Genomic DNA, 22293 nt, shown 5'->3' with positions numbered 1-22293 from the left:
CGCCCCGTTCTAGCACAACGACCCGTCGCGATCGATAGGGTCTTGCCCGCCGCGCCCCGACCCCCTACTATCGGTTCTGTGGTCAGACCACTATATGGTCTTCCACCCCTGTCCTCACCGACTCACGAGGCACGACATCGACGGCGATGCAGTGCACGCACCGCAGCTGATGTGTGTCGGAGGTCCCCATGTACACCCCTGAACTCGCACCGCTGGCCGGCAGCCTGCTGTGGTCCTCGCTCGTCGCCCTCCTGCCCCTGGTGACCATCTTCGTCACCCTGGGCGTGCTGCGCTGGAAGGCGCACTGGGCGGGCCTGGCCGCCCTGGTCGTCTCGATGCTGGTCGCCGCACTCGCCTACGGCATGCCCGTGGGTCTCGTCGGCCTCTCGGCCACCGAAGGTCTCGCCTTCGGCCTGTTCCCCATCATGTGGATCGTGCTGAACGCGATCTGGCTGTATGAGCTGACCGTCCGCAGCGGCCGCTTCGAGGACCTGCGCCGGGTGATCGACCGGATCTCGGACGACCCGCGCGTGCAGGCGATCATCATCGCCTTCTGCTTCGGCGGCCTGCTCGAGGCGCTCGCCGGCTTCGGGGCGCCGGTGGCGATCACCGGCGTGATGCTCATGGCCATCGGCTTCACCGCGATGCGCGCCGCGACCGTCGTGCTGATCGCCAACACGGCGCCCGTGGCCTTCGGCGCCATCGCCATCCCGATCATCACCGCCGGCAACCTCACGGGGATCCCCTACGAGCACATCGGCGCCATCATCGGACACCAGACCCCGTTCTTCGCCGCCGTCGTCCCGCTGTTCCTGGTCTTCCTGGTCGACGGGAAGCGCGGCGTGAAGCAGCTGTGGCCGCTGGCCCTCGTGGTCGGCGTCGTCTTCGGGATCAGCCAGTTCGTCTCCTCGAACTTCATCTCCGTCGAGCTCACCGACATCATCGCCTCGCTGGCCGGCCTCGCCGCCGCCGTGATCATGCTGCAGTTCTGGAAGCCCGTCGGCGGCCGGGACGCCCTGGAGAACATGGGCCGCGAGCGTGAGCGGGAGAGCGCCGAGAACACGGACTCCTCCGCCGCGGACGCCGGAGCCGTCGCCGTCGCCACGCCCCCGCGCACCGATGTCCGCCTCACCCCCGGTCGCGTGTTCATGGCCCTGTTCCCCTACCTGCTGGTGATCGTGATCTTCTCGGCCTCCAAGCTGGTGCCGCCTCTGAGCTCCTTCCTCGCCGCCACCGACGTCAAGATCCCCTGGCCCGGTCTCGACGGCAACGTCTTCACCGCGGAGGGCGAGCTCGCCGGCAGCACCGTCTACTCCTTCCAGTGGCTGTCCTCCCCCGGCACCCTGCTGCTGATCACCGGCATCATCGTCGCGATCGTGTACCGGATGTCGCTGCGGGACGCGGCGAGCGTCTACCTCACCCAGCTCGTCAAGCTCCGCTACTCGATCCTCACCGTCGCCGCGGTCCTGGCCCTGGCCTACGTCATGAACCTGTCGGGGCAGACCATCACCATCGGCACCTGGATCGCCGGGACCGGCGCGGCCTTCGCCTTCCTCTCCCCGATCCTCGGCTGGCTGGGCACAGCGGTGACCGGCTCCGACACCAGTGCGAACGCCCTGTTCGCGACGCTGCAGCAGACGGCGGGCGAGGAGGCCGGGCTGAATCCCGCCCTGCTGGTGGCGGCGAACACCTCCGGCGGCGTGGTCGGCAAGATGATCAGTCCGCAGAACCTCACGATCGCGGCCACCGCGGTCGGGCTGCTCGGTCAGGAGTCGGCCATCTTCCGCAAGGTGATCTGGTGGAGCCTCGGCATGCTCGCGGCGCTGTGCCTCCTCGTCGGCCTGCAGTCCACCGTGCTGTCCTGGATGATCCCCACGCTCTGACCCGAGCGCCCGCGCCCACCCTGCCCACCCACGATCCATCAGGTCCTCACCACGAAGGAGAATTCCATGGTCAAGCGACAGATCCCCCAGCCCGCCGAGCTCCTCGAGCTCATGAAGTTCAAGAAGATCGACCTCGATCCGAAGCGTCGCCGTCTCGCCTCGGCGCTGACCATCGAGGACCTGCGGTCGATCGCGAAGCGCCGAACCCCCGCGGCAGCCTTCGACTACACCGACGGCGCCGCCGAGGGAGAGATCTCGATGGCCCGGTCGATCGAGGCCTTCGAGGACATCGAGTTCCACCCCTCGATCCTCCATGACGTCTCCCAGGTCGACACCACCACGCAGATCCTCGGAGCCAGCTCCGCCCAGCCCTTCGGGATCGCCCCGACCGGCTTCACCCGGCTGATGCAGACCGAGGGTGAGGTCGCGGGTGCCGGTGCCGCCGGGGCCGCCGGGATCCCCTTCACCCTCTCGACGCTGGGCACCACCTCGATCGAGCACGTACGGGACGCCAACCCGCTGGGGCGCAACTGGTTCCAGCTCTATGTCATGAAGGAGCGCGAGACCTCCTATGCCCTGGTGGAGCGTGCGGCGAAGGCCGGCTACGACACGCTGTTCTTCACCGTCGACGCCCCGGTGGCCGGGGCCCGCCTGCGCGACACCCGCAACGGCTTCTCGATCCCGCCGCAGCTCACGCCCAGCACCGTGCTCAACGCCATCCCGAGGCCCTGGTGGTGGTGGGACTTCCTGACCACTGCGAAGCTCGAGTTCGCCTCGCTGACCGAGACCGGCGGCACCGTCGGCGAGCTGCTGGATTCGGCGATGGACCCCACGATCGACTTCGAGGACCTCGCCGAGATCCGCGCGATGTGGCCCGGGAAGTTCGCCGTCAAGGGCGTCCAGACCGTCGAGGACGCGAAGAAGCTCGCCGACCTCGGGGTCGACGCGATCGCGCTGTCCAATCACGGCGGGCGCCAGCTCGACCGGGCCCCGGTGCCCTTCCAGCTGCTGCCGGAGGTGGCGCGCGAAGTGGGCCAGGACGTCGAGCTCATCGTCGACACCGGCATCCGCAACGGGGCCGACATCGTCGCGGCGATCGCCCTGGGCGCCGACTTCACCCTGATCGGTCGCGCGTACCTCTACGGGCTGATGGCCGGCGGCCAGGACGGGGTCGATCGGGCGATCGAGATCCTCTCGGAGCAGGTGGAGCGGACCATGAAGCTGCTGCAGGTCCCGACCCTGAAGGACCTCACGCCGGAGCACGTCACCCAGCTCAGCCGCTTCACGAGCCTGCACCAGGAGGGTCCCGCGCACCGCAGCTGAGCGGACAGGATCCCATCGGCCGGCCCGGGCTCGGCGCGAGCACCGTCCGGGCCGACCGACACCGGCGCTCTGACCGGGGCCGCAGCGCCCCGGGCCCGGCGCCCCGGATATTCGCTCGCGGACCCCGCAGCCGCGTCACTACGCTCACGAGATGAGCGACGACGACGAGGCCGAACGGGCGACCCTGCACCGCTACCTGCAGGAGCAGCGGGACGTGATGCTGTTCAAGCTCGAGGGGCTGGACGAGCGACAGCTGCGATGGCCCGCCACACCGACCGGCACGTCGTTGCTGGGGCTGGTCAAACACCTGACCTGGACCGAGCTGGGCTACCTCGGCGAATGCCTCGACCGCTCCCTGGACGACCCATGGCCGTGGGAAGCCGACGAGGCCGCGCAGGACTCCGCCTCGGACCTGGATCCTGAGGGGGCGCTCGCGGACCTGTGGGTCCACGCCGACGAATCGTCCGCGGACATCGTGGACGGCTACCGACGAGCCTGGGCGCACGGCGATGCCGCCATCTTCTCGCTGCCGCTGTCTGCCACGGGCCACGTCCCCTGGTGGCACGAGGCGCGGCGTCGGCCCACGCTGCATACCCTCCTGGTCCACCTCCTCGCGGAGACGGCTCGTCACGCGGGGCACGCCGACATCATCCGCGAAGGGCTCGACGGCTCCATCGGGATGAGAGCAGACGCCAGCAATCTTCCGCAGCTGACGCAGCAGCAGTGGGCGGAGCACAGCGCCGGCCTGCGCGCGATCGCCGACCGAGCCTGAGTCGCCGACGGAGCCTGAGCCGCCGGACCTCGCACGGCACGCCGCCGCACGGCGCTGCGGTCCGCTGGTCCCTTCCCCGCTCCCTGCGCGTTGTTCCCTGCGCGCGAGTCCCTTCCCCGCACTCAAGATCGAGGACTAGGGTCGTGCCATGACCACCGACGACGCTTCCGCCCCCGCTTCCGGACCCGACATCAAGCCCCGCAGCCGTCAGGTCACCGACGGCCTCGCGGCCACCGCCTCCCGCGGCATGCTGCGCGCGGTGGGCATGGGCGACGGCGACTGGGGCAAGCCCCAGATCGGGATCGCCAGCTCGTGGAACGAGATCACCCCGTGCAACCTCTCGCTGGACCGGCTGGCCCAGGCGGCCAAGGACGGTGTCCATTCCGGCGGCGGCTACCCGTTGCAGTTCGGGACGATCTCGGTCTCCGACGGCATCTCGATGGGCCATGACGGCATGCACTACTCGCTGGTCTCCCGCGATGTGATCGCCGACAGCGTCGAGACCGTCATGCAGGCCGAGCGGCTCGACGGGTCGGTGCTGCTGGCCGGCTGCGACAAGTCGCTGCCCGGCATGCTCATGGCCGCCGCCCGCCTGGACCTGGCCAGCGTGTTCGTCTACGCCGGCACGATCATGCCGGGCCGGGTCACGCTCACCGACGGCTCGGAGAAGGACGTCACACTGATCGACGGCTTCGAGGCCGTCGGCGCCTGCGCCCGCGGGCTGATGAGCCGCGAGGACGTCGGGCGCATCGAGCGCTCCATCTGTCCGGGCGAGGGCGCCTGCGGCGGCTACTTCACCGCCAACACCATGTCGACCGTTGCGGAGGCCATGGGGATGTCGGTCCCGGGATCGGCCACTCCCCCGTCGGCCGACCGCCGCCGCGACGCCGACGCCCGCCGGGCCGGCGAGGAGGTCGTCGGGATGCTGCGCCGCGGCCACACCACCAGAGACATCATGACCAAGGCGGCCTTCGAGAACGCGATCGCCGTCGTCCAGGCCTTCGGCGGCTCCACCAATGCCGTCCTCCACCTGCTGGCCATCGCCCACGAGGCCGACGTCGACCTCACCCTCGACGACTTCGCACGCATCGGCGCGAAGGTCCCCCACCTCGCCGATCTCAAGCCCTACGGCCGGTACGTCATGAACGACGTCGACCACGTCGGCGGCATCCAGGTGGTCATGAAGACGCTGCTGGACGAGGGGCTGCTGGACGGGGACTGCCTGACCGTCACCGGCCGCACGATCGCCGAGAACCTCGAGGTGCTCGCGCCGCGCCCGGCCGACGGGTCGGTGCTGCGGCCGGCCACCGCGCCGATCGCCCCGACCGGCGGGATCACGATCCTGCACGGGTCCCTGGCCCCTGACGGGGCGGTGGTGAAGTCCGCCGGCTTCGAGGAGGACGTCTTCGAGGGCACCGCCCGCGTGTTCGAGCGCGAGCAGCACGCGATGGATGCGCTCAACGACGGCACCATCACCCACGGCGACGTGGTCGTGATCCGCTACGAAGGCCCCAAGGGCGGCCCCGGCATGCGCGAGATGCTCTCCATCACCGGCGCGATCAAGGGCGCGGGACTGGGCAAGGACGTGCTGCTGATGACCGACGGCCGCTTCTCCGGCGGCACCACCGGGCTGTGCGTCGGCCACATCGCCCCCGAGGCGGTCGACGGCGGCCCGATCGCCTTCGTGCGCGACGGCGACCGGATCCGGCTCGACGTGAGCTCCGGCACCCTGGACCTGCTGGTCGACGAGGAGGAGCTGGCCGCGCGGCGTGAGGGCTGGACCCCGCTGCCCCCGAAGTTCACCAAGGGCGTGCTGGGCAAGTACGTCAAGCTCGTGAAGTCCGCCTCCCGCGGCGCGGTCCTCGGGGACTGATCCAGCGGCGCCATCGAGCTCAGTCGGATCCGAGCAGCGCGTCCACCAGCGAGAGCGTCTCCTCCGTGCTCCCCGCCGCGTCGACCCGCAGCGCCCGCGGGCGCTGCGTGAGCACCCGCTCGATCGAGGCGACCAGCTGCGGAGCGTCCTCGGGGTCGACGAACCGGTCGTTGGCCGCCTGTTCGGCGCGGTCGGGCGCTGCGAGTCGTCCGCGGAGACGGCGGGCGAGGCTCCGCTCGTCGAGCATCAGCGCCACCTCGACGAACCTCGCCCCGCAGTCCGCGGCGAGCTGCTCGAGCTCCTCGAGGAACGGGGTGCGCGCAAGATACTGGCCGAGGACGACGTCGTGCCCGTCGGCGAGGTGCCGGCGGATCATGACGACGGCGAGGCGCCGAGCCTGCAGACCGGACGTCTGCAGGTCCTGGTCCCACCCGCCGAGGGAGTGCTTGATCGAGTCGATGTCCAGCGCCAGGGCGAGCGGACGCTCCGCTGCGAGCAACGCGGCCAGCGTGGATTTCCCGCTGCCGGGGGCACCGTTGAGCAGCATCAGGGTCGGGGCCGACGGCCGCCGATCCATCTCAGGGCTCCGAGACCACGAGGACGAGCGAGCCGGTGTACTCGGGGCGGGTGCGCAGCTGGCCGTGCTTCTCGTCCCAGGCGCCGCTGTCGAGGTCTGAGGCCAGCTCCCGGACGAATCGCTCACGGACCTCGTCGGCCACGAAGCTCCAGGCCGAGCACGCGAGCCGCGCCTGTGCATCCAGCAGCTTCTCGGGCCGGCCGTAGTACGCCTCGTGGAAACCGTCGGTGCAGTCCAGCGGGATCGGGACGCCCGTGCTGCGGGTCCGCCCGCCCAGAGCGCCCGCGAGGGTCTCGAGGCTCGGGTAGCGGCGGGCCTCGGTGGCGGTCACCTCGGGGGCGTAATCGGTGAGCCAGAACTGGTCCACGAGCGTCGGGTCGCAGGTCAGGATCACGACCGGACCCCGGGTCACCCGGCGCATCTCGCGCAGTCCGGCCTCGGGATCGCGCCACTGGTGGACGCTGAAGGTGGTCATCGCGGCGTCGAAGGTGCCATCGGCGAAGGGAAGCTGCTCCGCGGTCGCGTCGACGGCGCGCGGCAGGTGCTCCGGGCGCTGTGAGCGCATCTGGGCCGAGGGCTCGACCGCCGTCACCTCTCGGTCGGCCGGTTCGTAGGATCCGGCGCCCGCTCCGAGGTTCAGCACCGTGCGGGAGTCCCCGAGCGCTTTCGTGATCACCGCGGCGATCCGGGGGTCCGGCCGTCGGTACCCCGCATACGAGGCGCCGATCGTGCCGTAGTCCGCATCTCCCGCGCTGCCGTCCGTCGCTCTGGTGCCCATACCCGTCACAGTAGCCACCCGGGCCCCCGGCGTCAGCGCCCGGGAGAGCTCGGGATGGGGTGCGACGTCATCGGTCGTGTCCTTCCGGCCTGTCCATCGGGATACGTGGCCCTACAGTAGGGCGATGACCGAGCACTGCGAGCAGCCGCTCGAGGGCGGCAACGCCACCGCCGGCGTCGTGCGCCTCGGCGACACCGTGCGCAAACCCTGGGAGCCGACGACCCCCGCCGTCCACGAGCTCATGCGCACTGTGGCCGCAGCGGGGGTCGACGTGCCCGAACCGCGGGGGCGCGACGAGCGGGGGCGCCAGATCCTGGAGTTCGTGCCCGGAAGCCTCGCCCTGCACTCCCCTCCCCTGTCGCTCGCCGAGCTCGGGCGCGTCGGGCAGCTGATCCGCTCGATCCACGATGCCTGCGAGGGCTTCGTGCCGTCGGCCCCGGCGCCGTGGGAACCACTGCTCCCAGTGCCTGACGGGACGGCGGATCTTCTCTGCCACGGGGACCTCACCCCGTGGAACCTGCTCCTCGGCGAGCGCTGGATGTTCATCGACTGGGACGGGGCGTCCCCGAGCACCCGGCTGTGGGACCTCGCCTGCTCGGCGCAGGCCTTCACGGTGAACGACGCCTCCGCCGCGCCCGAGGAGTCTGCAGCGAGTCTCGCGGCCCTCGTGGACGGCTACGGGGCCGATGCCGAACTCCGCGCAAGGCTCCCCCGCGCGATGGTCGAGCGCACCGAGGCGATGCATGAACTGCTGCGGACCTCGCACGCCACCGGCCGCGAGCCGTGGGGGTCGATGTTCGTCGAGGGTCACGGTGAGCACTGGCGCAGGGCGGCCGGCTTCGTCGCCGCGCACGAGGCGATGTGGGCCCGGGCGCTGAGCGGCTCCGTCGCTCCGTAGCCCGCCGCCCGTGGTCTCAGCCCACGCTCGCGCGGGGCGCCCCGATCCCGGGATCGATCTGCGGGACCTCGCCCGTCCCGGGGCGGATGTCGATGTCGAAGATGTCCAGCGGCAGGTACACCGTCGCGCAGGCGTTGGGGATGTCCACGACGCCGGAGAACCTGCCCTCGATCGGGGCCGCGCCGAGCAGCAGGTAGGCCTGCTCCTTCGACCAGCCGAACATCGACAGGTACTCGATCGCGTGCAGGCACGCCCGCTGGTAGGCCAGATGCGAGTCGAGGTAGCGCTGCTCGCCGTCGAGGGTGACCGAGGTGCCGGAGAAGGACAGCCACTGGCTGTGCTGCGGCGCCGTGTTGCCGGGCATGAAGATCGCGTTCTCGCTGACGCCGTACTTCTCCATGCCGCCGTCGATGACGTCGACGTGGAGATCGAGGAAGCCGCCCATCTCGATGCCGCCGCAGAAGGTGATCTCGCCGTCGCCCTGGGAGAAGTGCAGGTCCCCGACGGAGAAGTTCGCGCCGTCGACGAACACGGGATAGAAGATCCGGGTGCCCTTGGTGAGGTTCTTGATGTCCTGGTTGCCGCCGTTCTCCCGCGGCGGGGCGGTGCGGGCACCTTCCCCTGCTACCCGAGCGTGGTCGGCATCGCCCACCGCGCCGAGGATCGCGCCGTCGGGCTCCGGAGGCAGGGCGAGGGCGGGGACGCGGTCCGGGTCGGTCGCGATCAGCGCGGCCTCGCGGTCGTTCCAGCGCTTCAGCAGCTCGGGCGACGGCGCGGTGCCCATCAGTCCCGGGTGGATCATCCCGGTGAACTCCACCCCGGGGACGTGCCGGGAGGTCGCGCGGTCGCCGTGGAAGTCCCACACCGCCTTGTAGGCGTCGGGGAACTCGTCGGTCAGGAAGCTGCCGCCGTTGCGCTTGGCGAAGATGCCGGTGTAGCCCCAGCCCTGCCCGGCCAGCGGCCCGGAGTCCTCCTGCGGGATGGGTCCGACGTCGAGGATGTCGACGACCAGCAGGTCCCCGGGCTTCGCCCCCTCGATGCGGAACGGCCCGGAGAGGGTGTGCACCGTGTGCAGGGGCGCGGTCGCGATGTCCTCGGCGGAGTCGTCGTCCTTGATGTAGCCGTCGAACCACTCGCGGCAGTCGACGCGGAAGGTGTCCCCCGGGCGCACGCTCACCGCGGGCGGGATGTCGGGGTGCCACCGGTTGTGTCCCAGGATCTTCTGCTCGGTGAAGGGGGTGGTGGAATCCAGCGGGAAGACGTTCTCGGGCATGATCTCTCCTTCCACAGCGACGGGCCGAGGGCGGCGCCGTCAGGTCCGGGGCCGGCCTCAGGGGCGCGGCAGGCGCGCGTGGCGCGGGTCGTGCGTGGTGCGGGCAGGACGGGCGGACCCGGCACCGGGCACATGGTCGACGACGGTCGGGGCCTGCGCGCTCGATGCAGTGCTCTCGATCAGCCGGGCGCGCTGCGACCCGAGGCGGGAGAGAGCGGGCGAGCTGATCAGCCGCGAGGCCGATGATCCGCACTCGGGGCAGGCCGCGCTGCGGTCCGCGGCGGCCAGCGGCATCATCAGCTCGTGCAGATGGGAGTTCTCGCAGCGGAATTCGTACAGCGGCACGCCGACCTCCTGGTGACTCAGTTCACATACTGCCGCCATCGTAGGATCCGCCCTCGGAAAGAGCCAGCGCGCGCCGACGGGACCCGGGGTGCCGTTCGCGTGTCGGACCCCCTCCCTAGGGTCGTCGCATGACCACGAGAGGATCGGTCCTCGCACACCCGCCGGGCGGCGGCGCCATCCCGGACGAGCGGGAACAGATCCGCGCCCACCTGCTGGACCTGCGACCCGAGCTCGCCACCGTGATTGAGTTCGGGCCGAGCGGCGCCCTGCTCCTCCCGCTGCCCGCGGGACGGGCGATCGAGATCGGGCGGATGCGCCGGCGAGGACGGGCCCGCTGGGTGGTCGTCTCCCCGGAGGCCGACGGGGCACGGCTGCGCGAACCGAGGTCCCTGTCGTCCGCGGCACACATCGCCCTGGCCGCTTGGGAGCGCGGCGGCCGACGGTGCCGCGAGAACCAGGGGGGCCGCGGAGACCGCGACGAGGCGGAGCGGTTCAGCTCCCGATGACGAGCTCCGCGAGCATCTCCACCTGACTGTCGAGCATCTGCTCGCCGACCGCGACGGCGTCGGCCCCGAGCTGTCCGAACACGTGGGCGCTGACGACCCCCACGAGACTGCTCCAGGCGGTCACGGCGCGCAGGGCGACGACGGCGTCGGCCTGCACGGCGAATTCGGCGAGGTGGGTCTCCAGCAGGGACTGCACCTCCGGGGTGACCTGCACGGCGGGGCGCCCTCCGGCGGATTCCGCCGCTCCGTCCGATCCGTCCGAGCCATCCGCTCCGACCGACTCGGCCGAGCCGTCCGAGCCCACAGATCCCGCGGCGCCCGCCGCGCCCGCCACGCCCGCCGCGTCGGCCGCGATGGCGAGCACGGCGGCCATCACCCGGGTGCCGTCGGCGTTGGTGGCCTCGGCCGGGGCGTCGTAGTCGCTCACAGGCGTGCCGTACAGGAGGGTCCAGCGCTCGGGGTGCGCGATCGCCCAGGCCACCATCGCCCGCGCCAGCGCGAGGAAGCGCGTCCGCGGATCGCGGCCCGCCTGCTCGACCGCCTCGTCCACGGTGTCGGCGAGATCGCCGTAGGCATCGACGATCAGCAGGGTGAGCAGCTCTTCGCGGCAGCTCACGTAGCGGTAGATCGCCGAGGAGACCATCCCCAGCCCCCGGGCGATCTCGCGGACGCTGAGCTCCGCCGCGCCGCACTCGGCGAGCTGGGCGTTCCCGAGCTCGACGATGCGATCCAGGGTGCGCTCACGTGCCAGAGCGCGCGAGGTCCGTGGGGTCGAGGGCTTCTGCTCCGTCGTCGTCTGCGAGGTGTTCATGACCCCATTCTCCCACAACCGAGAGCACTGCTCTTGACGTGGGGCCGAGAGCGGTGTTCACTGTTCCCACAACCGAGAGCACTGCTCTCATTATTGTGGAGGTCATCATGCATCATCTGGTCATCGGAGAAGGACAGATCGGGCGCGCCATCATCGACCGCGCCCTCGCCGACGGCGATACCGTCACCGTGCTGCGCCGCTCGCCGCGAGAGCCCTCCCCGGGCATCCGCCGCGTCACCGGCGACCTCCTCGATCCGCACGTGCTCGCCGAGGCGTTCGAGGGAGCCGAGGCGATCCACGCGAGCTTCCACGCGGTCTACGACGCCCGGGTCTGGCGGCGCGAGCTGCCCCCGCGGGAGAAGGCGGTGCTCGACGCGGCCGCGGAGCGCGGGCTTCCCGTCGTCTTCCCCGAGTCGATGTACGCCTTCCAGGGCGAGGCCTCCGATCTCGTCGAGGGCGCCGGGCCGTCGCCGCGGGACGCGAAGGGCGAGGTGCGCGTCGATCTGCTCGCCCAGCGCCGGGCGCATCCGGCGCGCACCGTGAGCGTGGTCGCCTCGGACCTCGTCGGCCCCACCGCCGTGGGCACCGGCGCCGCGGTCGCCAGCGCCATGATCATCGAGCGGATCGTCGCCGGGTCCCGGCCGATCATCTTCGGCGATCCGACGGCGCCGCACACGCTGACGCACATCCCGGACCTCGCCGCGGCGATGCTCCATGCGGCCCGTCACGCCGAGCGTCTGACCGGCGGTGCCGGCGACGTCGTGCTCCATGCGCCGTCGGCCCCGGCCCGACCGCAGACCGCTCTGCTCGCGGAGGTCTTCGCGCTGACCGGGAGGAAGCCCCGTCGGCCGTGGCAGATCCCCCAGGTCGCGCTGCGCGCCCTGGCGGGCGTGAACACCTTCGCCCGGGAGCTCGCGGGGATCTCCGGACTCTGGTACCGGCCGAGCGTGCTGCGGCCGGGGATCCTCACCCTCGAGGAAGGGCTGGAGCCGACCAGCTGGGAGGACGCGGTGCACCAGACCGTCGAGCAGGCGCGCTCCACCCGGGACGAGGACGCGCCGCGTGGATCGGAGGCCGCGCCTGTTAGCGTCCAGTCATGAGTGAGACCGCGAACGCCCCGGGGGCCGCCGGCAGCGGCACCTCCCGCCACCTCGACGTCGTCATCGAGCGCCCTTGGCGCGAGGTGTACGACTACGCGGCCGACCCGCGGAATCTTCCCCGCTGGGCCGCGGGGCTGGCCGGCAGCGAGGTCCAGCGGGAGGTGTCGCAGTGGTCGATGAACTCGCCGATGGGGCGTGTGCTGGTCAGCTTCGTCCCGGAGAACCCCTATGGGGTGCTCGACCACACCGTCACCCTCCCCACGGGTGAGTCGGTGCTGAACCCGGTGCGGGTGATGGAGCTGGAGGAGGGGCGCTGCGAGGTGGTGTTCACCCTGCGACGCGGCACCATGAGCGAGTCGGAGTTCGCCGAGGACGCGGCGGCCGTCGCCGAGGATCTCGCCACGCTGAAGGAGCGGTGCGAGGAGGGCTGAGAAATCGGTGGTGCGGCCGCGACTCCGCCTCTATGCTGAAGAGCTTTGCTCGCCCGCCGAGGAGGCCCCGATGATGCTCCCCCACCCCGACTACCCCGCCGAGCTCACCCGCCGCCACGTCGACGAGGACGGCGTCGGACGCGCTGCCTTCGTCCGGGACGACTGGCCGCCGACCACGCCGATCGAGATCGTCGACCCCGATCCGACGTGGCCCGCCCGCTTCGAGCAGCTGCGCGTGCGCCTCGAGGACGCGCTCGGCGCGGTCGCCCGCCGGATCGAGCATGTCGGCTCCACGTCCGTGGTCGGACTGCCCGCGAAACCGATCATCGACGTCGACGTGCACGTTCAGGACACGGATGGCGAGGAGACCTACGTGCCCGCTCTCGAACAGGTCGGGGCGACGCTGGTCATCCGGGAGCCCTGGTGGAACGGGCACCGCATGTTCATCACGCCAGGTGGCGCCGCCAACGTGCACGTCTTTCCGACCGATGCTCCCGAGCCCCTGCGGCACCTGCTGTTCCGCGACTGGCTGCGGACGCACCCGGCGGACCGCGATCTGTATGCGCGCGCAAAACGGGGCCTCGCCGCGAGCACCGCCGAGAGTCCGGTGGACTACAACCTCGCCAAGAACGAGGTCATCGACGATATCTACACGCGAGTGTTCGCCGTCGAGCCCTCGTCCCACCCGGCATGGCCCGACGGACCCCTGGTGCTCCGCTCCCCGCAGGGATAGCGTTGCCGACCAGGCCGAGCCGCCCCGACGAAGGAAGCCGCCATGTCCGATGTGACGCCGCAGACCCCGGACCGACCCCTCTCCCCCAAGAGCCAGCAGCCCGTCGCCGCACCACCGGTCGTCGATCGGGAGGATTTCGAGCACGCCCTCGCCCAGCAGATCGTCCTCGACAAGGAGGTCACCCGCGCCGGCGATCGCGCGGCGGCCGCCCGCAGGCGACTGCCGATGGTGGAGGTGCCCGACTACGAGTTCACCGGTGAGGACGGCCCCGTCCGACTCTCGGAGCTGTTCGGCGAGGACTACCTGCTGCTGGTCCAGAACGTCATGTTCGGCCCTGACTGGGAGGAAGGCTGCCCCAGCTGCACCTGGGCGGTCGACAATCTGCCCACCCAGGGTGGCCGTCTGGAGGAGGAGGGCATCGCCTTCGCCATGATCTCCCAGGCCCCGATCGAGAAGCTCCGCGCCTGGCGCCTGCACCGCGGCTGGCCGCACACCTGGGTCTCCTCGGGCGGGACCAGCTACCACGACGACTGGGGCTGGACCCTCCGCAGCGAGGACGGCGGACACTCGGGCCCGATCCCCGGTTACTCGTACTATCTGCTGCACGAGGGACGCGTGTTCCTCACCTATGCCACGACGGCGCGCGGCACGGAGGCGATCCTGCCCGTCGCCCAGATCATGGACCGCACCGTCTACGGGCGCCAGCAGGATTGGGAGGACTCCCCCGAGGGGTGGCCGCAGTACCCGACCTACGGGTAGGAGGCGCATTGTCGGGCCAGCCCGACAGCGCCCGGCCCGGTGGCAGGATGGGGCCGACGAGCAGATCGCGCCACAGTAGGGGACATGACCACGATGACCATGCCCGAGACGGCACCGATCTCCACCTCACAGCGCTGGTCCGTCGGCCGCTGGGCCGCTCGGATCGGCCGTTTCCTCGCCTATGGGCTGATCGCGCTGCTGCTCGGCGTCGTCGGCTTCTCCCTGACTCTCGCCCTTCTCACCGCCGGGGTCTCCACGGTCGTCGTCTGGGTCGGGCTGCCGATCCTGGTGGTCGGCGTCCTCGTCGCCCGCGGCTTCGCCGCCGCCGAGCGCGCCCTCCAGCCCGTGCTCCTCGGTGGCACGCTGCCGACGCCGGGCGCGAAACGCGCTCCGGAGGGAGCCGGCTGGATGCGGCGCCTGCTCGTACCTCTGACCGATCCGCAGCGCTGGCTCGATGCTCTGTGGGTGCTGGTGAACTTCCTGCTGGTGCTGATCACGTTCCCCCTGACCGTCGCCTGGACCGCCGGGGCGATCGGGACCGTCGGCGGACCGTTGGCCTCCGTGATCCTCGCGCAGGTGCTGCCGGAGGCCGAGATGAACGGGCTGGGCGAGCTGCTGGGCTTCAGCGGCTCGTTCGCGATGATCGTCGACATCGGGCTGCAGGTCGCCGGCGGGCTGTTCTTCCTGCTGACGGTCGGACCGCTGGTGCGGGGCCTGTCGGCGCTGCACCGGGGCGTCGCCCGCGGGCTGCTCAGCTCCCGCTACGAGGACCAGCAGCGCCTGCGGCGCACCCAGGAGTCCCGCGCTGCGGGCCGCAGCGCGGAGTCCACGGCGCTGCGCCGGCTCGAGCGGGACCTGCACGACGGACCGCAGCAGCGCCTGGTGCGGGCCTCGATGGATCTCGCGCGGGTCGAGGCGCTGGCCGCGAACGACCCGGAGAAGGCCCAGACCGTGCTGCGCGAGACCCGGGAGCAGCTCGGGCTGACCCTCGATGATCTGCGTCGGCTCTCGCGAGGGATCGCGCCGCCGATCCTCGTCGACCGCGGGCTGGCCGCGGCGCTGACGGAGCTGGCCGCGATCTCCCCCGTCCCCACCACCGTGCAGAGTGCGGACCTGGACCTGCCCGAGCACGTCGAGATCGGCATCTACTACGTGGTCTCGGAGTCCCTGACCAATGCCGCCAAGCACGCCCGGGCCGAGTCGGTACAGGTCGAGGTCGTCCGGATCGGGGATGATGCCCGGGTGAGGATCCAGGACGACGGGCGCGGCGGCGCCGAGATGCGCACCGGCGGCGGGCTCGCCGGTCTCGCCGGGCGCGTCGCCTCCCTGGAGGGGCGACTGGCCGTGCACTCCCCTGCGGGGGAAGGCACCCGAGTGGAGGCGGTGATCCCGTGCGGGTCCTGATCGCTGATGACTCCGCCCTGCTGCGGGAGGGCCTGCGACTCCTGTTCGAGGACGCCGGTCACACCGTGGCCGGCACGGCGGCTTCCGGCACCGAGCTGGTGGTGCGCGCCCTGGAGCTGCGCCCCGACCTCGTGGTCTCCGACATCCGCATGCCGCCGAGCCACACCGACGAGGGCCTGCGGGCCGCCCAGGAGATCCGCCGCTCCTGGCCCGAGGCCCCGATCGTGCTGCTGAGCCAGTACGTCGTCGTCGGCTATGCGACCGAGCTCATCGAATCCGGCGAGCGCTCGACGGGCTACCTGCTGAAGGACCGCGTGTTCGACATCCAGGCGTTCCTGGAGTCGGTCCAGCGGGTGGCCGACGGCGGGGTGGCCATCGACCCCGACGTGGTCGGCCAGGTGATCGCCTCGCGGCGTCGGACCCCGCTGGACGAGCTGACCCCGCGCGAGCGGGAGGTGCTGGAGCTGATGGGCGAGGGCCTGACCAACACCGGGATCTCGCAGCGGCTGTTCATCAGCGGCGGCGCGGTGGAGAAGCACACCCAGCGCCTGTTCGCGAAGCTGGGGCTCAGCGAGGATGCGAGCGTCCACCGCCGGGTGACGGCGGTGCTGACGCTGCTGGGGCGCTGAGACCGACGGGACGCCGAGACAGGTGGGGCGCCGGACATTCTCGTCGTCGCCGCCCATCGTCCCGTTTCCCTCCCCCATCGTCGGCTTTCCACAATACGCATCGACCGCTTGACATGCGTCATTCTGAATGACCCCACGAGGAGGCGGGCGAGCGCACGCGGGAACCCTGCGGACATCGTGGGCACCCGATCGCGCACACACAGGTGAGAGGGAATTTCCGTCGTGCCGTGCGCCCCATGGGAGGGCTGGTCCTCACGTCGGCGCACGCCGGTCGACCTTCCTCCACACACCCACCTTGTCCACCATCTCATCCACATTGTCGGAGTTATCCCAGGTTTCTCCGGAGACCTTTCGTCTGATTTCGAACACACGTACACTGAGATGCATGGACACGACGCGCAGCGGGGATCGCCCCGACGAGGAGGAGCCGGTCACCGGCACCGCCTCCTCGGGCGGTCACGACCCGCTGACCGCGGTCACCGACCGGCTCGCCGCGTTCGACGGCAGCCCCGAGGCGCGGGTCGCGCTCGCCGAGATCCTGGCCGTCACGCTGCAGGCCTTCACGATGACGAGTTCGGTGCGGGACCCGCTGCCGAGCACCGCTGCGGGAACGGCCGAGGAATCACTGGCCGTCCTGGGCGGTCTGGAACAGCTGACGTCGTCCGTGGCAGCGATCGATGCCATCTGGCAGGTCCGTGCCGAACGACGGATCAGGGAGGACGATGAGGCCCGGAGCATGCGCAGACCGGAGCAGGGCAAGGGCGCCGCCCACGAGATCGGACATGCCCGCCGCATCTCCCCCGCGTCCTCCTCCTTCTCCCTCGCCTCCGCCCGGCGTCTCGTGAATCAGATGCCGGACGTCCATGCCGCGCTCTTATCGGGGCGCATGCCGCAGCGGAAGGCGTCGACGCTGTCCCGCGCTCTGTCCGCGGCGGACCCGGACACCATCGCCCGCATCGATGAGCTGGTCGGCGCGAACCCGCTGGCGCTGGCGGGCGCCGGAGAGCGGAAGCTGCGCTCCGAGGTGCAGATGCTGATCCAGGAGTTCGAGCCCGGGAGGTCCCGCGAGCGGGCCGAGCGCGCCGCCCGTTCCCGGCACGTGACGATGACGCCGCTGGCCGACGGCATGGCCCAGGTCAGTGCCGTGCTGCGCGGGATCGATGCGGCCGGGATGATGAAGACCCTCCACCGCCGAGCCGAGTCCCTGCGGGCGGCCGGGGCGAAGGAGTCCGTCCCGGCTCTGGAGGCGGATCTGCTCGTGGACGCCGCCCTGCACAGCGGCGCGCCGGAGGCCGATGCACCGGAGGACAGTGCACCGGACGGTGACGCACGGGAGGGCAGGGCGCCGTACGAGAGCGCGCCGAAGCGTCCGCGCACCACACCCGGCCTCGACGTCGGCATCGTCATCTCCGACACGGCTCTGCTGGGACGCGGCGACGACACCGAATGCGCCCGGCTCGAGGGGTACGGCGCACTGCCCGCCCACATCGTCACCGACACCTTGCGGGGCACCCCGCCGGGATACCTGGCCGGGTCCGAGGAGGCCTACCCCGAGGAGCCCCATCCCGACGAGATGGTGTCGGCGTTCTACCGGAGGCTGTACATGCGGCCCAGCACCGGCGAGCTGGTCGGCATGGAGTCCCGGGCACGAGCCTTCCCTGCCGGCCTCGCCCGGATGATCCGCTGGCGCGACGCCACCTGCCGCACCCCCTGGTGCAATGCGACCATCCGACAGATCGACCATGTGACGCCTCACCACCGCGGCGGCCCGACCAGCTTCGACAACGGCCAGGGCCTGTGCGTGCGCTGCAATCTGCTCAAGGAGCTCGGCCTCTGGGTGCTCACACCGCTGGGCCCGGGCGATCTCGACTCGGCCGGGCCGACGACGGCCGGGGTCGGGCCCGGAAGGGACGACACCGCCCAGCACGACACCGCCCAGCGCGGCACGGTCTGGGCCACCACGGACGAGAACAAGTCGGGAACCGCCGGCTCCTCGCCGTCACATGGCTGGGCCTGGACCAGTCCCCACGGTGCACAGGGCATCTCCGCCACCCCGCGCCTGCTGGGTTCGGCACTGACGGGTGCTGCCCGGCACGGCCCGGACCCCCAGGAGCCGGACCCCGGCTCCACGGTCCCCGGAGACGAGCCCCAGGACCCTGCCGATCCCGACGGCTCACCTGATCCCGACGACTCCGGGCAGACACCCGGGGCTCCGGACCCGGCAGTAGGGTCGGACGGGCCGGGATCATCGCCGGAACCACCGACGGGATCACCGACGGCATCACGTCCTCCGACCATTCCCGACGAGGAAGGCATCACGTCCCATGACGCAGCGCAGGAGGATCCGCGTCCTGGGCGCGGGCGTGGCCGGACTCGCGGCCTCGATCGCCCTCGCCCACGACGGGCACGACGTCGAGCTGATCGACGAGAACTTCGACGTCCCCGCCGTGGAGACATCCCTGGGGATGTTCGGCTCCGCCCAGCGGGTGCTGAGTCGACTCGGGGTGCTGGAAGCGGTGCAGGAGGTCTCGGCCTCCCCGCGACAGGGCTCTCTCATCGGCGCGGATTCGCGCGTTCTCCTCACGGTCCCCGCCGGGGACGCTCTGCTCGTGGCCCGCTCCGATCTGGTGCGGATCCTCCAGGCGGCAGTGCCCGACACGGTTCGGATCACTCGACGACGGATCGAGGACGTGCGCCCGCTGCGTGACGAGGCGGATCTCCTGCTCGGAGCCGATGGCACGCACTCCCTCGTGCGCCGCTCCGGCTGGCCCGGGGCGGCAGCGCGCAGCCACGGGGTGACCGTGCTGCGCGGGACCGCCGACATCGATCCACCCGAAGTGGCCGAGACGTGGGGCGGCGGCTGGCTGGTGGGCATCACGCCGTTGGCCGGAGCCACCCGGACCGGTACAGCTCCGGCCGGCACGAACTGGTTCGCCTGCCTCCCGGAGCATCGCACCCCCTCGGTGGCGGAGGATCTCGCCCACCTGCGCGATGTCGTCGGCGGCCGCCGAGCACCGATCGAGACTCTCCTGGATGCGATCCGACCGGAGACCACCCTCGTCCACGGCATCCACACCGTCCCTGCGATCGCGCCGGTGCGACAGAACGTCGCTCTGCTCGGCGACGCCGCCCACGCGATGGCGCCCAATCTCGGACACGGGGCGAACACAGCTCTGGAGGACGCCGACGCGCTCGCGGCCGCCCTGCGGGAGCGCAGCAGCATCCCCGCCGCATTGCGCGACTACGCCCTGCGACGTGCCGCCGTGGATCAGGCGTGGCGGCTCGGCTCGGCGGTCATGCTGCAGATGGCGATGATGCAGTCGCGGGCGGGCCTGCGAGATCGTGCGCTCCGCCGGATCGCGAGCCTCGGCCCCCTCTGAGGAAGAAGACTCCCTCGCCTGCGCCGTCGCGCGAGGAATCCGCGTCCGCCCGGACCCGTCAGCGCAGCTTGCGCGCCAGGGTCGTGATCACGTGCCAGTGCTTCTTGTCCGCCAGGAAGCGGCCGTCCTCGTCCCGCACCGTGCGGTCGATGACCTGGAAGCCCCGGAACATCTCGTCGATCTCATGGAGCGGGAGCGTCGCCACGTCCGCTCGCTCGGCCCAGGTGTCATTGGTGCCGAACAGGTCCACGGCCATCACCCCGCCGCGCGGCAGGGCGGCGACCAGCTTCGTCCAGGTGTCACGCAAGGCGTCCGGCCCGAGCAGTCCCAGCGTGTAGGTCGAGTACACGATCTGCGCCGCCGGGAATTCCTCGACCTCGGCGATGTCGACGTGGTGGAACTGCACCGCACCGGGCATCCGCTCGTTCTCGACGAGGCGGGCGGCCAGGGTGTCGTCGCTGTCGTAGGCGTGCACGGTCCAGCCGCGTCGCGCGAACTGCAGGGAATCGGCACCGGCACCAGCGCCGACGTCCAGGACCACACCCGGGTGGCGATCACCACCGGCGGCCGCGATCGCCTTCCCCACGAGACGGCGGGCAGGGCGGCCCGCCGCATGGGCGTTCAACGTTGCCCAATCCACCTTCTCCGCCGTATCCATGCAAGTCAGGCTCTATGACACCCGTGCACCTTTTCAACTTCCCGTGATCCAGGACGCCTTCATTTTCGTCACGGGCGAACATCCGACCTCCTGGCGGCCGGATACCCGCCCCGGGGACCACCCGCCTAGGATGGAGGGCATGCCTGCCGACGCTCTGCGCATCGCCGCGATCTCCCTGCACACCTCGCCCGTCGAGGAGCCCGGCGGCGCCGATGCCGGCGGCATGAACGTCGTGGTCCTGGAGCAGTCCCTGGCGCTGACCCGGCTGGGCCATGAGGTGGATCTGTTCACCCGGCGCCGCGATCCCGACTCCCCCGCCGTCGTCGAGGTCGCCGAGCGGCTCCGCCTCCATCACGTCGACGCCGGTCCGCCCCGGCCGCTCGCCAAGAGCGACATGGAGCAGGCCATCGCTCCGTTCCGGCAGGCGCTGCATCCGCTCCTGGCCGCGGGTTCCTATGATCTCATCCACTCCCACCACTGGTTCAGCGGCGTCGCCGCGCTCCCCGTCGCCCGCGAACTGCACCTGCCCCACCTGCAGTCCTTCCACTCCGTCGCTGCCCCCGACGGCGCCGAGGGCCTCCATGCCGGAGAGCCCGCGGAGTCCTCCGGTCGCATCCCCGGCGAGCAGTTCGTCGCCACCGGCTCCGATCTGATCGTCGCCGTCTCCGAGGCGGAGGCCGCCACGGTCGCCGAGCGCTACGGCGTCCCCGGCGACCGGCTCAGCGTGGTGCGTCCCGGGGTGGACGTGGACCGCTTCCGCCCCTGCACCGACGTCGGCGCCCGGCGGCAGCGACCGACCCTCCTGTTCACCGCACGGCTGCAGCCGCTGAAGGCCCCTGACCTCGCCCTGGAGGTCCTCGCCCACCTCGACCCCGCCCTCGAGGCGCGCCTGGTCCTCGCCGGCGGCGTCTCGCAGGACTTCACCGAGTATCTCGCCGAGATGCGGGACCGCACCGAGGAGCTCGAGGTCGCCGATCGGGTCGAGTTCGTCGGATCGCTGGGACGGGACGAGCTCGCCGAGGCGATGCGCTGCGCCGGGGTGCTGGTGCTGACCAGCTGGTCCGAGACCTTCGGCCTGGTGGCCCTCGAGGCGCAGGCCAGCGGCACGCCCGTCGTGGCCTGGCGCTGTGCAGGCGGGGTGCAGGAGGCCGTCGATCCGGACCATGGCGTGGTGCTGACCAGCCGCGATCCCGACGTCTGGGCCGAGGCGGTGCAGTCCCTGCTCGGCGATGCCGCGCAGTACGACGCCGCGGTGCGCTCCGCCCGTGCCTTTGCCGCCACCCGCACCTGGGAGTCCGCCGCGCAGTCCCTGGCAGCGCTGTACACCCGTGTTCTCGAGTCCCACGAAGGAGCTCGCCCGTGAGCCACGACCCCTGGCAGCTGCTCGAGGACGCCGCCACGGTGCTGGTCGTCCACGCCCACCCCGACGACGAATCCCTCTCCACCGGCGCGCTGCTCGCCTCGCTCAGCGCCGCCGGCATCCGGATCGAGCTGGTCACCGCCACCCGCGGCGAGGAGGGCGAGGTCGTCCCCGGTGCCATCGCCGCCGACGAGGACCGCCCGCTGGACCTGATCCGCGAGCGCGAGGTCGACGCCGCCGGCGCGCACCTCGGCATCGCCGCGCGCCACCTGCTCGGCACCGCGCCCGCCCTCGCGCCCGGCGCCTCGCCCCGCCGCTACCGCGACTCCGGCATGGAGTGGATCCGCGAGGGCCTCGCCGGCCCCTCCCCGAGCGCCGGATCCGACAGCTTCACCCACCGACCGCTCGAGGACGCGATCGACGACCTGGTCGCACTGATCGACCACGTGCGCCCCGACGTCGTGATCGGCTACGACGACGAGGGCACCTACGGTCACCCCGACCATGTCCGGGCCCATCACGTCACCGCCGCGGCCTGCGCCCGCACCGCCACCGTCCGGCTCGAGGTCTCCAGCGCCCCCCAGGGGTCGATCTCGACCTCGGGCGGCTTCAGCTGGCGCGAGCACCCCGCCACCGGCGAGGCCGTGCGCGCCGCGGTGGACTCGTATCGCACGCAGTTGACCGTCCTGGGCACCGATGCGGAAGGGATCCGGATCCGCCACGTCGGCGGGCAGGACGACGTCGTGGCGCTGCGGACGGGGCTGCGCGTCGGCGCCTGAGGCCCGTCGAGTCCGAGGTCT

At 71.5% G+C, this 22293-nt stretch carries 22 protein-coding genes; 16 read left to right on the top strand and 6 right to left on the bottom strand.

The window, feature by feature from the left end:
* Nucleotides 1–188: 188 nt before the first annotated feature.
* The 4 genes from JOF44_RS19285 (at nt 189) to ilvD (ending at nt 5851) form a co-directional block, all read left to right on the top strand.
* Nucleotides 189–1883 (top strand): L-lactate permease, encoded by a 1695-nt coding sequence (locus JOF44_RS19285; RefSeq protein ID WP_209895231.1) that lies wholly within the window; start codon nt 189–191, stop codon nt 1881–1883.
* 66 nt (nt 1884–1949) lie between these two features.
* Complete coding sequence (locus tag JOF44_RS19280; protein ID WP_209895229.1) at nt 1950–3206, top strand: alpha-hydroxy acid oxidase; 1257 nt, start codon at nt 1950–1952, stop codon at nt 3204–3206.
* Between the two features lie 151 nt (nt 3207–3357).
* Nucleotides 3358–3978 (top strand): DinB family protein, encoded by a 621-nt coding sequence (locus JOF44_RS19275; RefSeq protein ID WP_209895227.1) that lies wholly within the window; start codon nt 3358–3360, stop codon nt 3976–3978.
* A gap of 148 nt (nt 3979–4126) precedes the next feature.
* Nucleotides 4127–5851, top strand: coding sequence for a dihydroxy-acid dehydratase (gene ilvD, locus JOF44_RS19270; protein ID WP_209895225.1), 1725 nt, complete (start codon nt 4127–4129; stop codon nt 5849–5851).
* Nucleotides 5852–5870: 19 nt separating this feature from the next.
* Here ilvD and JOF44_RS19265 read toward each other — a convergent pair whose 3' ends face one another.
* Complete coding sequence (locus JOF44_RS19265) at nt 5871–6428, bottom strand: AAA family ATPase (RefSeq protein WP_209895223.1); 558 nt, start codon at nt 6426–6428, stop codon at nt 5871–5873.
* 1 nt (nt 6429) lies between these two features.
* Nucleotides 6430–7206, bottom strand: coding sequence for a class I SAM-dependent methyltransferase (locus JOF44_RS19260; protein ID WP_209895221.1), 777 nt, complete (start codon nt 7204–7206; stop codon nt 6430–6432).
* Between the two features lie 124 nt (nt 7207–7330).
* Here JOF44_RS19260 and JOF44_RS19255 point away from each other — a divergent pair, with 124 nt between their 5' ends.
* The gene (locus tag JOF44_RS19255; RefSeq protein ID WP_209895219.1) at nt 7331–8104 is read left to right on the top strand and encodes a phosphotransferase; all 774 of its coding nucleotides are present in this window, start codon (nt 7331–7333) and stop codon (nt 8102–8104) included.
* A 16-nt stretch (nt 8105–8120) separates the two neighbouring features.
* Here JOF44_RS19255 and fmdA read toward each other — a convergent pair whose 3' ends face one another.
* Together fmdA and JOF44_RS19245 are read right to left on the bottom strand one after the other, a co-directional pair.
* On the bottom strand, nt 8121–9377 hold the full coding sequence (fmdA, locus tag JOF44_RS19250; protein WP_209895216.1) for a formamidase: 1257 nt from the start codon (nt 9375–9377) through the stop codon (nt 8121–8123).
* 57 nt (nt 9378–9434) lie between these two features.
* Nucleotides 9435–9722, bottom strand: coding sequence for an FmdB family zinc ribbon protein (locus JOF44_RS19245; protein ID WP_209895214.1), 288 nt, complete (start codon nt 9720–9722; stop codon nt 9435–9437).
* Between the two features lie 128 nt (nt 9723–9850).
* Between JOF44_RS19245 and JOF44_RS19240 the strand changes: the two genes are divergently transcribed.
* Entirely contained in the window at nt 9851–10228 is a 378-nt protein-coding gene (locus JOF44_RS19240) for a hypothetical protein (RefSeq protein ID WP_209895212.1), read from the top strand.
* Here JOF44_RS19240 and JOF44_RS19235 read toward each other — a convergent pair.
* Entirely contained in the window at nt 10215–11039 is an 825-nt protein-coding gene (locus JOF44_RS19235) for a TetR/AcrR family transcriptional regulator (protein ID WP_209895210.1), read from the bottom strand. The genes JOF44_RS19240 and JOF44_RS19235 overlap by 14 nt on opposite strands.
* Before the next feature lie 107 nt (nt 11040–11146).
* Between JOF44_RS19235 and JOF44_RS19230 the strand changes: the two genes are divergently transcribed.
* From JOF44_RS19230 to JOF44_RS19195, 8 genes are all read left to right on the top strand, one after another.
* Nucleotides 11147–12139: an NAD-dependent epimerase/dehydratase family protein gene (locus JOF44_RS19230; RefSeq protein WP_209895208.1), complete on the top strand. Its 993-nt coding sequence runs from the start codon at nt 11147–11149 to the stop codon at nt 12137–12139.
* Nucleotides 12136–12570 carry an SRPBCC family protein gene (locus tag JOF44_RS19225; protein WP_209895206.1) on the top strand — a complete coding sequence of 145 codons (435 nt, stop codon included), beginning with the start codon at nt 12136–12138 and terminating at the stop codon, nt 12568–12570. The genes JOF44_RS19230 and JOF44_RS19225 overlap by 4 nt, the downstream gene beginning before the upstream one ends.
* Nucleotides 12571–12640: 70 nt before the next feature.
* Entirely contained in the window at nt 12641–13303 is a 663-nt protein-coding gene (locus JOF44_RS19220) for a GrpB family protein (RefSeq protein ID WP_209895205.1), read from the top strand.
* A 42-nt stretch (nt 13304–13345) separates the two neighbouring features.
* The gene (locus JOF44_RS19215) at nt 13346–14062 is read left to right on the top strand and encodes a DUF899 family protein (RefSeq protein ID WP_209895203.1); all 717 of its coding nucleotides are present in this window, start codon (nt 13346–13348) and stop codon (nt 14060–14062) included.
* A gap of 84 nt (nt 14063–14146) precedes the next feature.
* A complete protein-coding gene (locus JOF44_RS19210; RefSeq protein ID WP_209895201.1) occupies nt 14147–15466 on the top strand; it encodes a sensor histidine kinase in 1320 nt (439 codons plus the stop codon).
* Complete coding sequence (locus tag JOF44_RS19205) at nt 15454–16095, top strand: response regulator transcription factor (RefSeq protein WP_209895199.1); 642 nt, start codon at nt 15454–15456, stop codon at nt 16093–16095. Before JOF44_RS19210 ends, JOF44_RS19205 begins: the two co-directional genes overlap by 13 nt.
* A 385-nt stretch (nt 16096–16480) precedes the next feature.
* On the top strand, nt 16481–18802 hold the full coding sequence (locus JOF44_RS19200; RefSeq protein ID WP_209895197.1) for an HNH endonuclease: 2322 nt from the start codon (nt 16481–16483) through the stop codon (nt 18800–18802).
* Nucleotides 18786–19475: an FAD-dependent monooxygenase gene (locus JOF44_RS19195; RefSeq protein WP_209896288.1), complete on the top strand. Its 690-nt coding sequence runs from the start codon at nt 18786–18788 to the stop codon at nt 19473–19475. Before JOF44_RS19200 ends, JOF44_RS19195 begins: the two co-directional genes overlap by 17 nt.
* Before the next feature lie 58 nt (nt 19476–19533).
* Here JOF44_RS19195 and JOF44_RS19190 read toward each other — a convergent pair whose 3' ends face one another.
* A complete protein-coding gene (locus JOF44_RS19190) occupies nt 19534–20133 on the bottom strand; it encodes a class I SAM-dependent methyltransferase (RefSeq protein WP_209895195.1) in 600 nt (199 codons plus the stop codon).
* 139 nt (nt 20134–20272) lie between these two features.
* On the opposite strand from JOF44_RS19190, the gene JOF44_RS19185 reads away from it, so the two are divergent.
* Together JOF44_RS19185 and JOF44_RS19180 are read left to right on the top strand one after the other, a co-directional pair.
* Nucleotides 20273–21496, top strand: a complete 1224-nt coding sequence (locus tag JOF44_RS19185; protein ID WP_209895193.1) for a glycosyltransferase — start codon at nt 20273–20275, stop codon at nt 21494–21496.
* The gene (locus JOF44_RS19180) at nt 21493–22272 is read left to right on the top strand and encodes a PIG-L family deacetylase (protein WP_209895191.1); all 780 of its coding nucleotides are present in this window, start codon (nt 21493–21495) and stop codon (nt 22270–22272) included. Before JOF44_RS19185 ends, JOF44_RS19180 begins: the two co-directional genes overlap by 4 nt.
* Nucleotides 22273–22293: the final 21 nt, after the last annotated feature.

It is taken from the genome of Brachybacterium fresconis (assembly GCF_017876515.1).
Lineage (GTDB): Bacteria > Actinomycetota > Actinomycetes > Actinomycetales > Dermabacteraceae > Brachybacterium > Brachybacterium fresconis.
The sequence above is the reverse complement of the archived record's forward strand: the minus strand, read 5'-3'. Positions and strand labels throughout refer to the sequence as shown.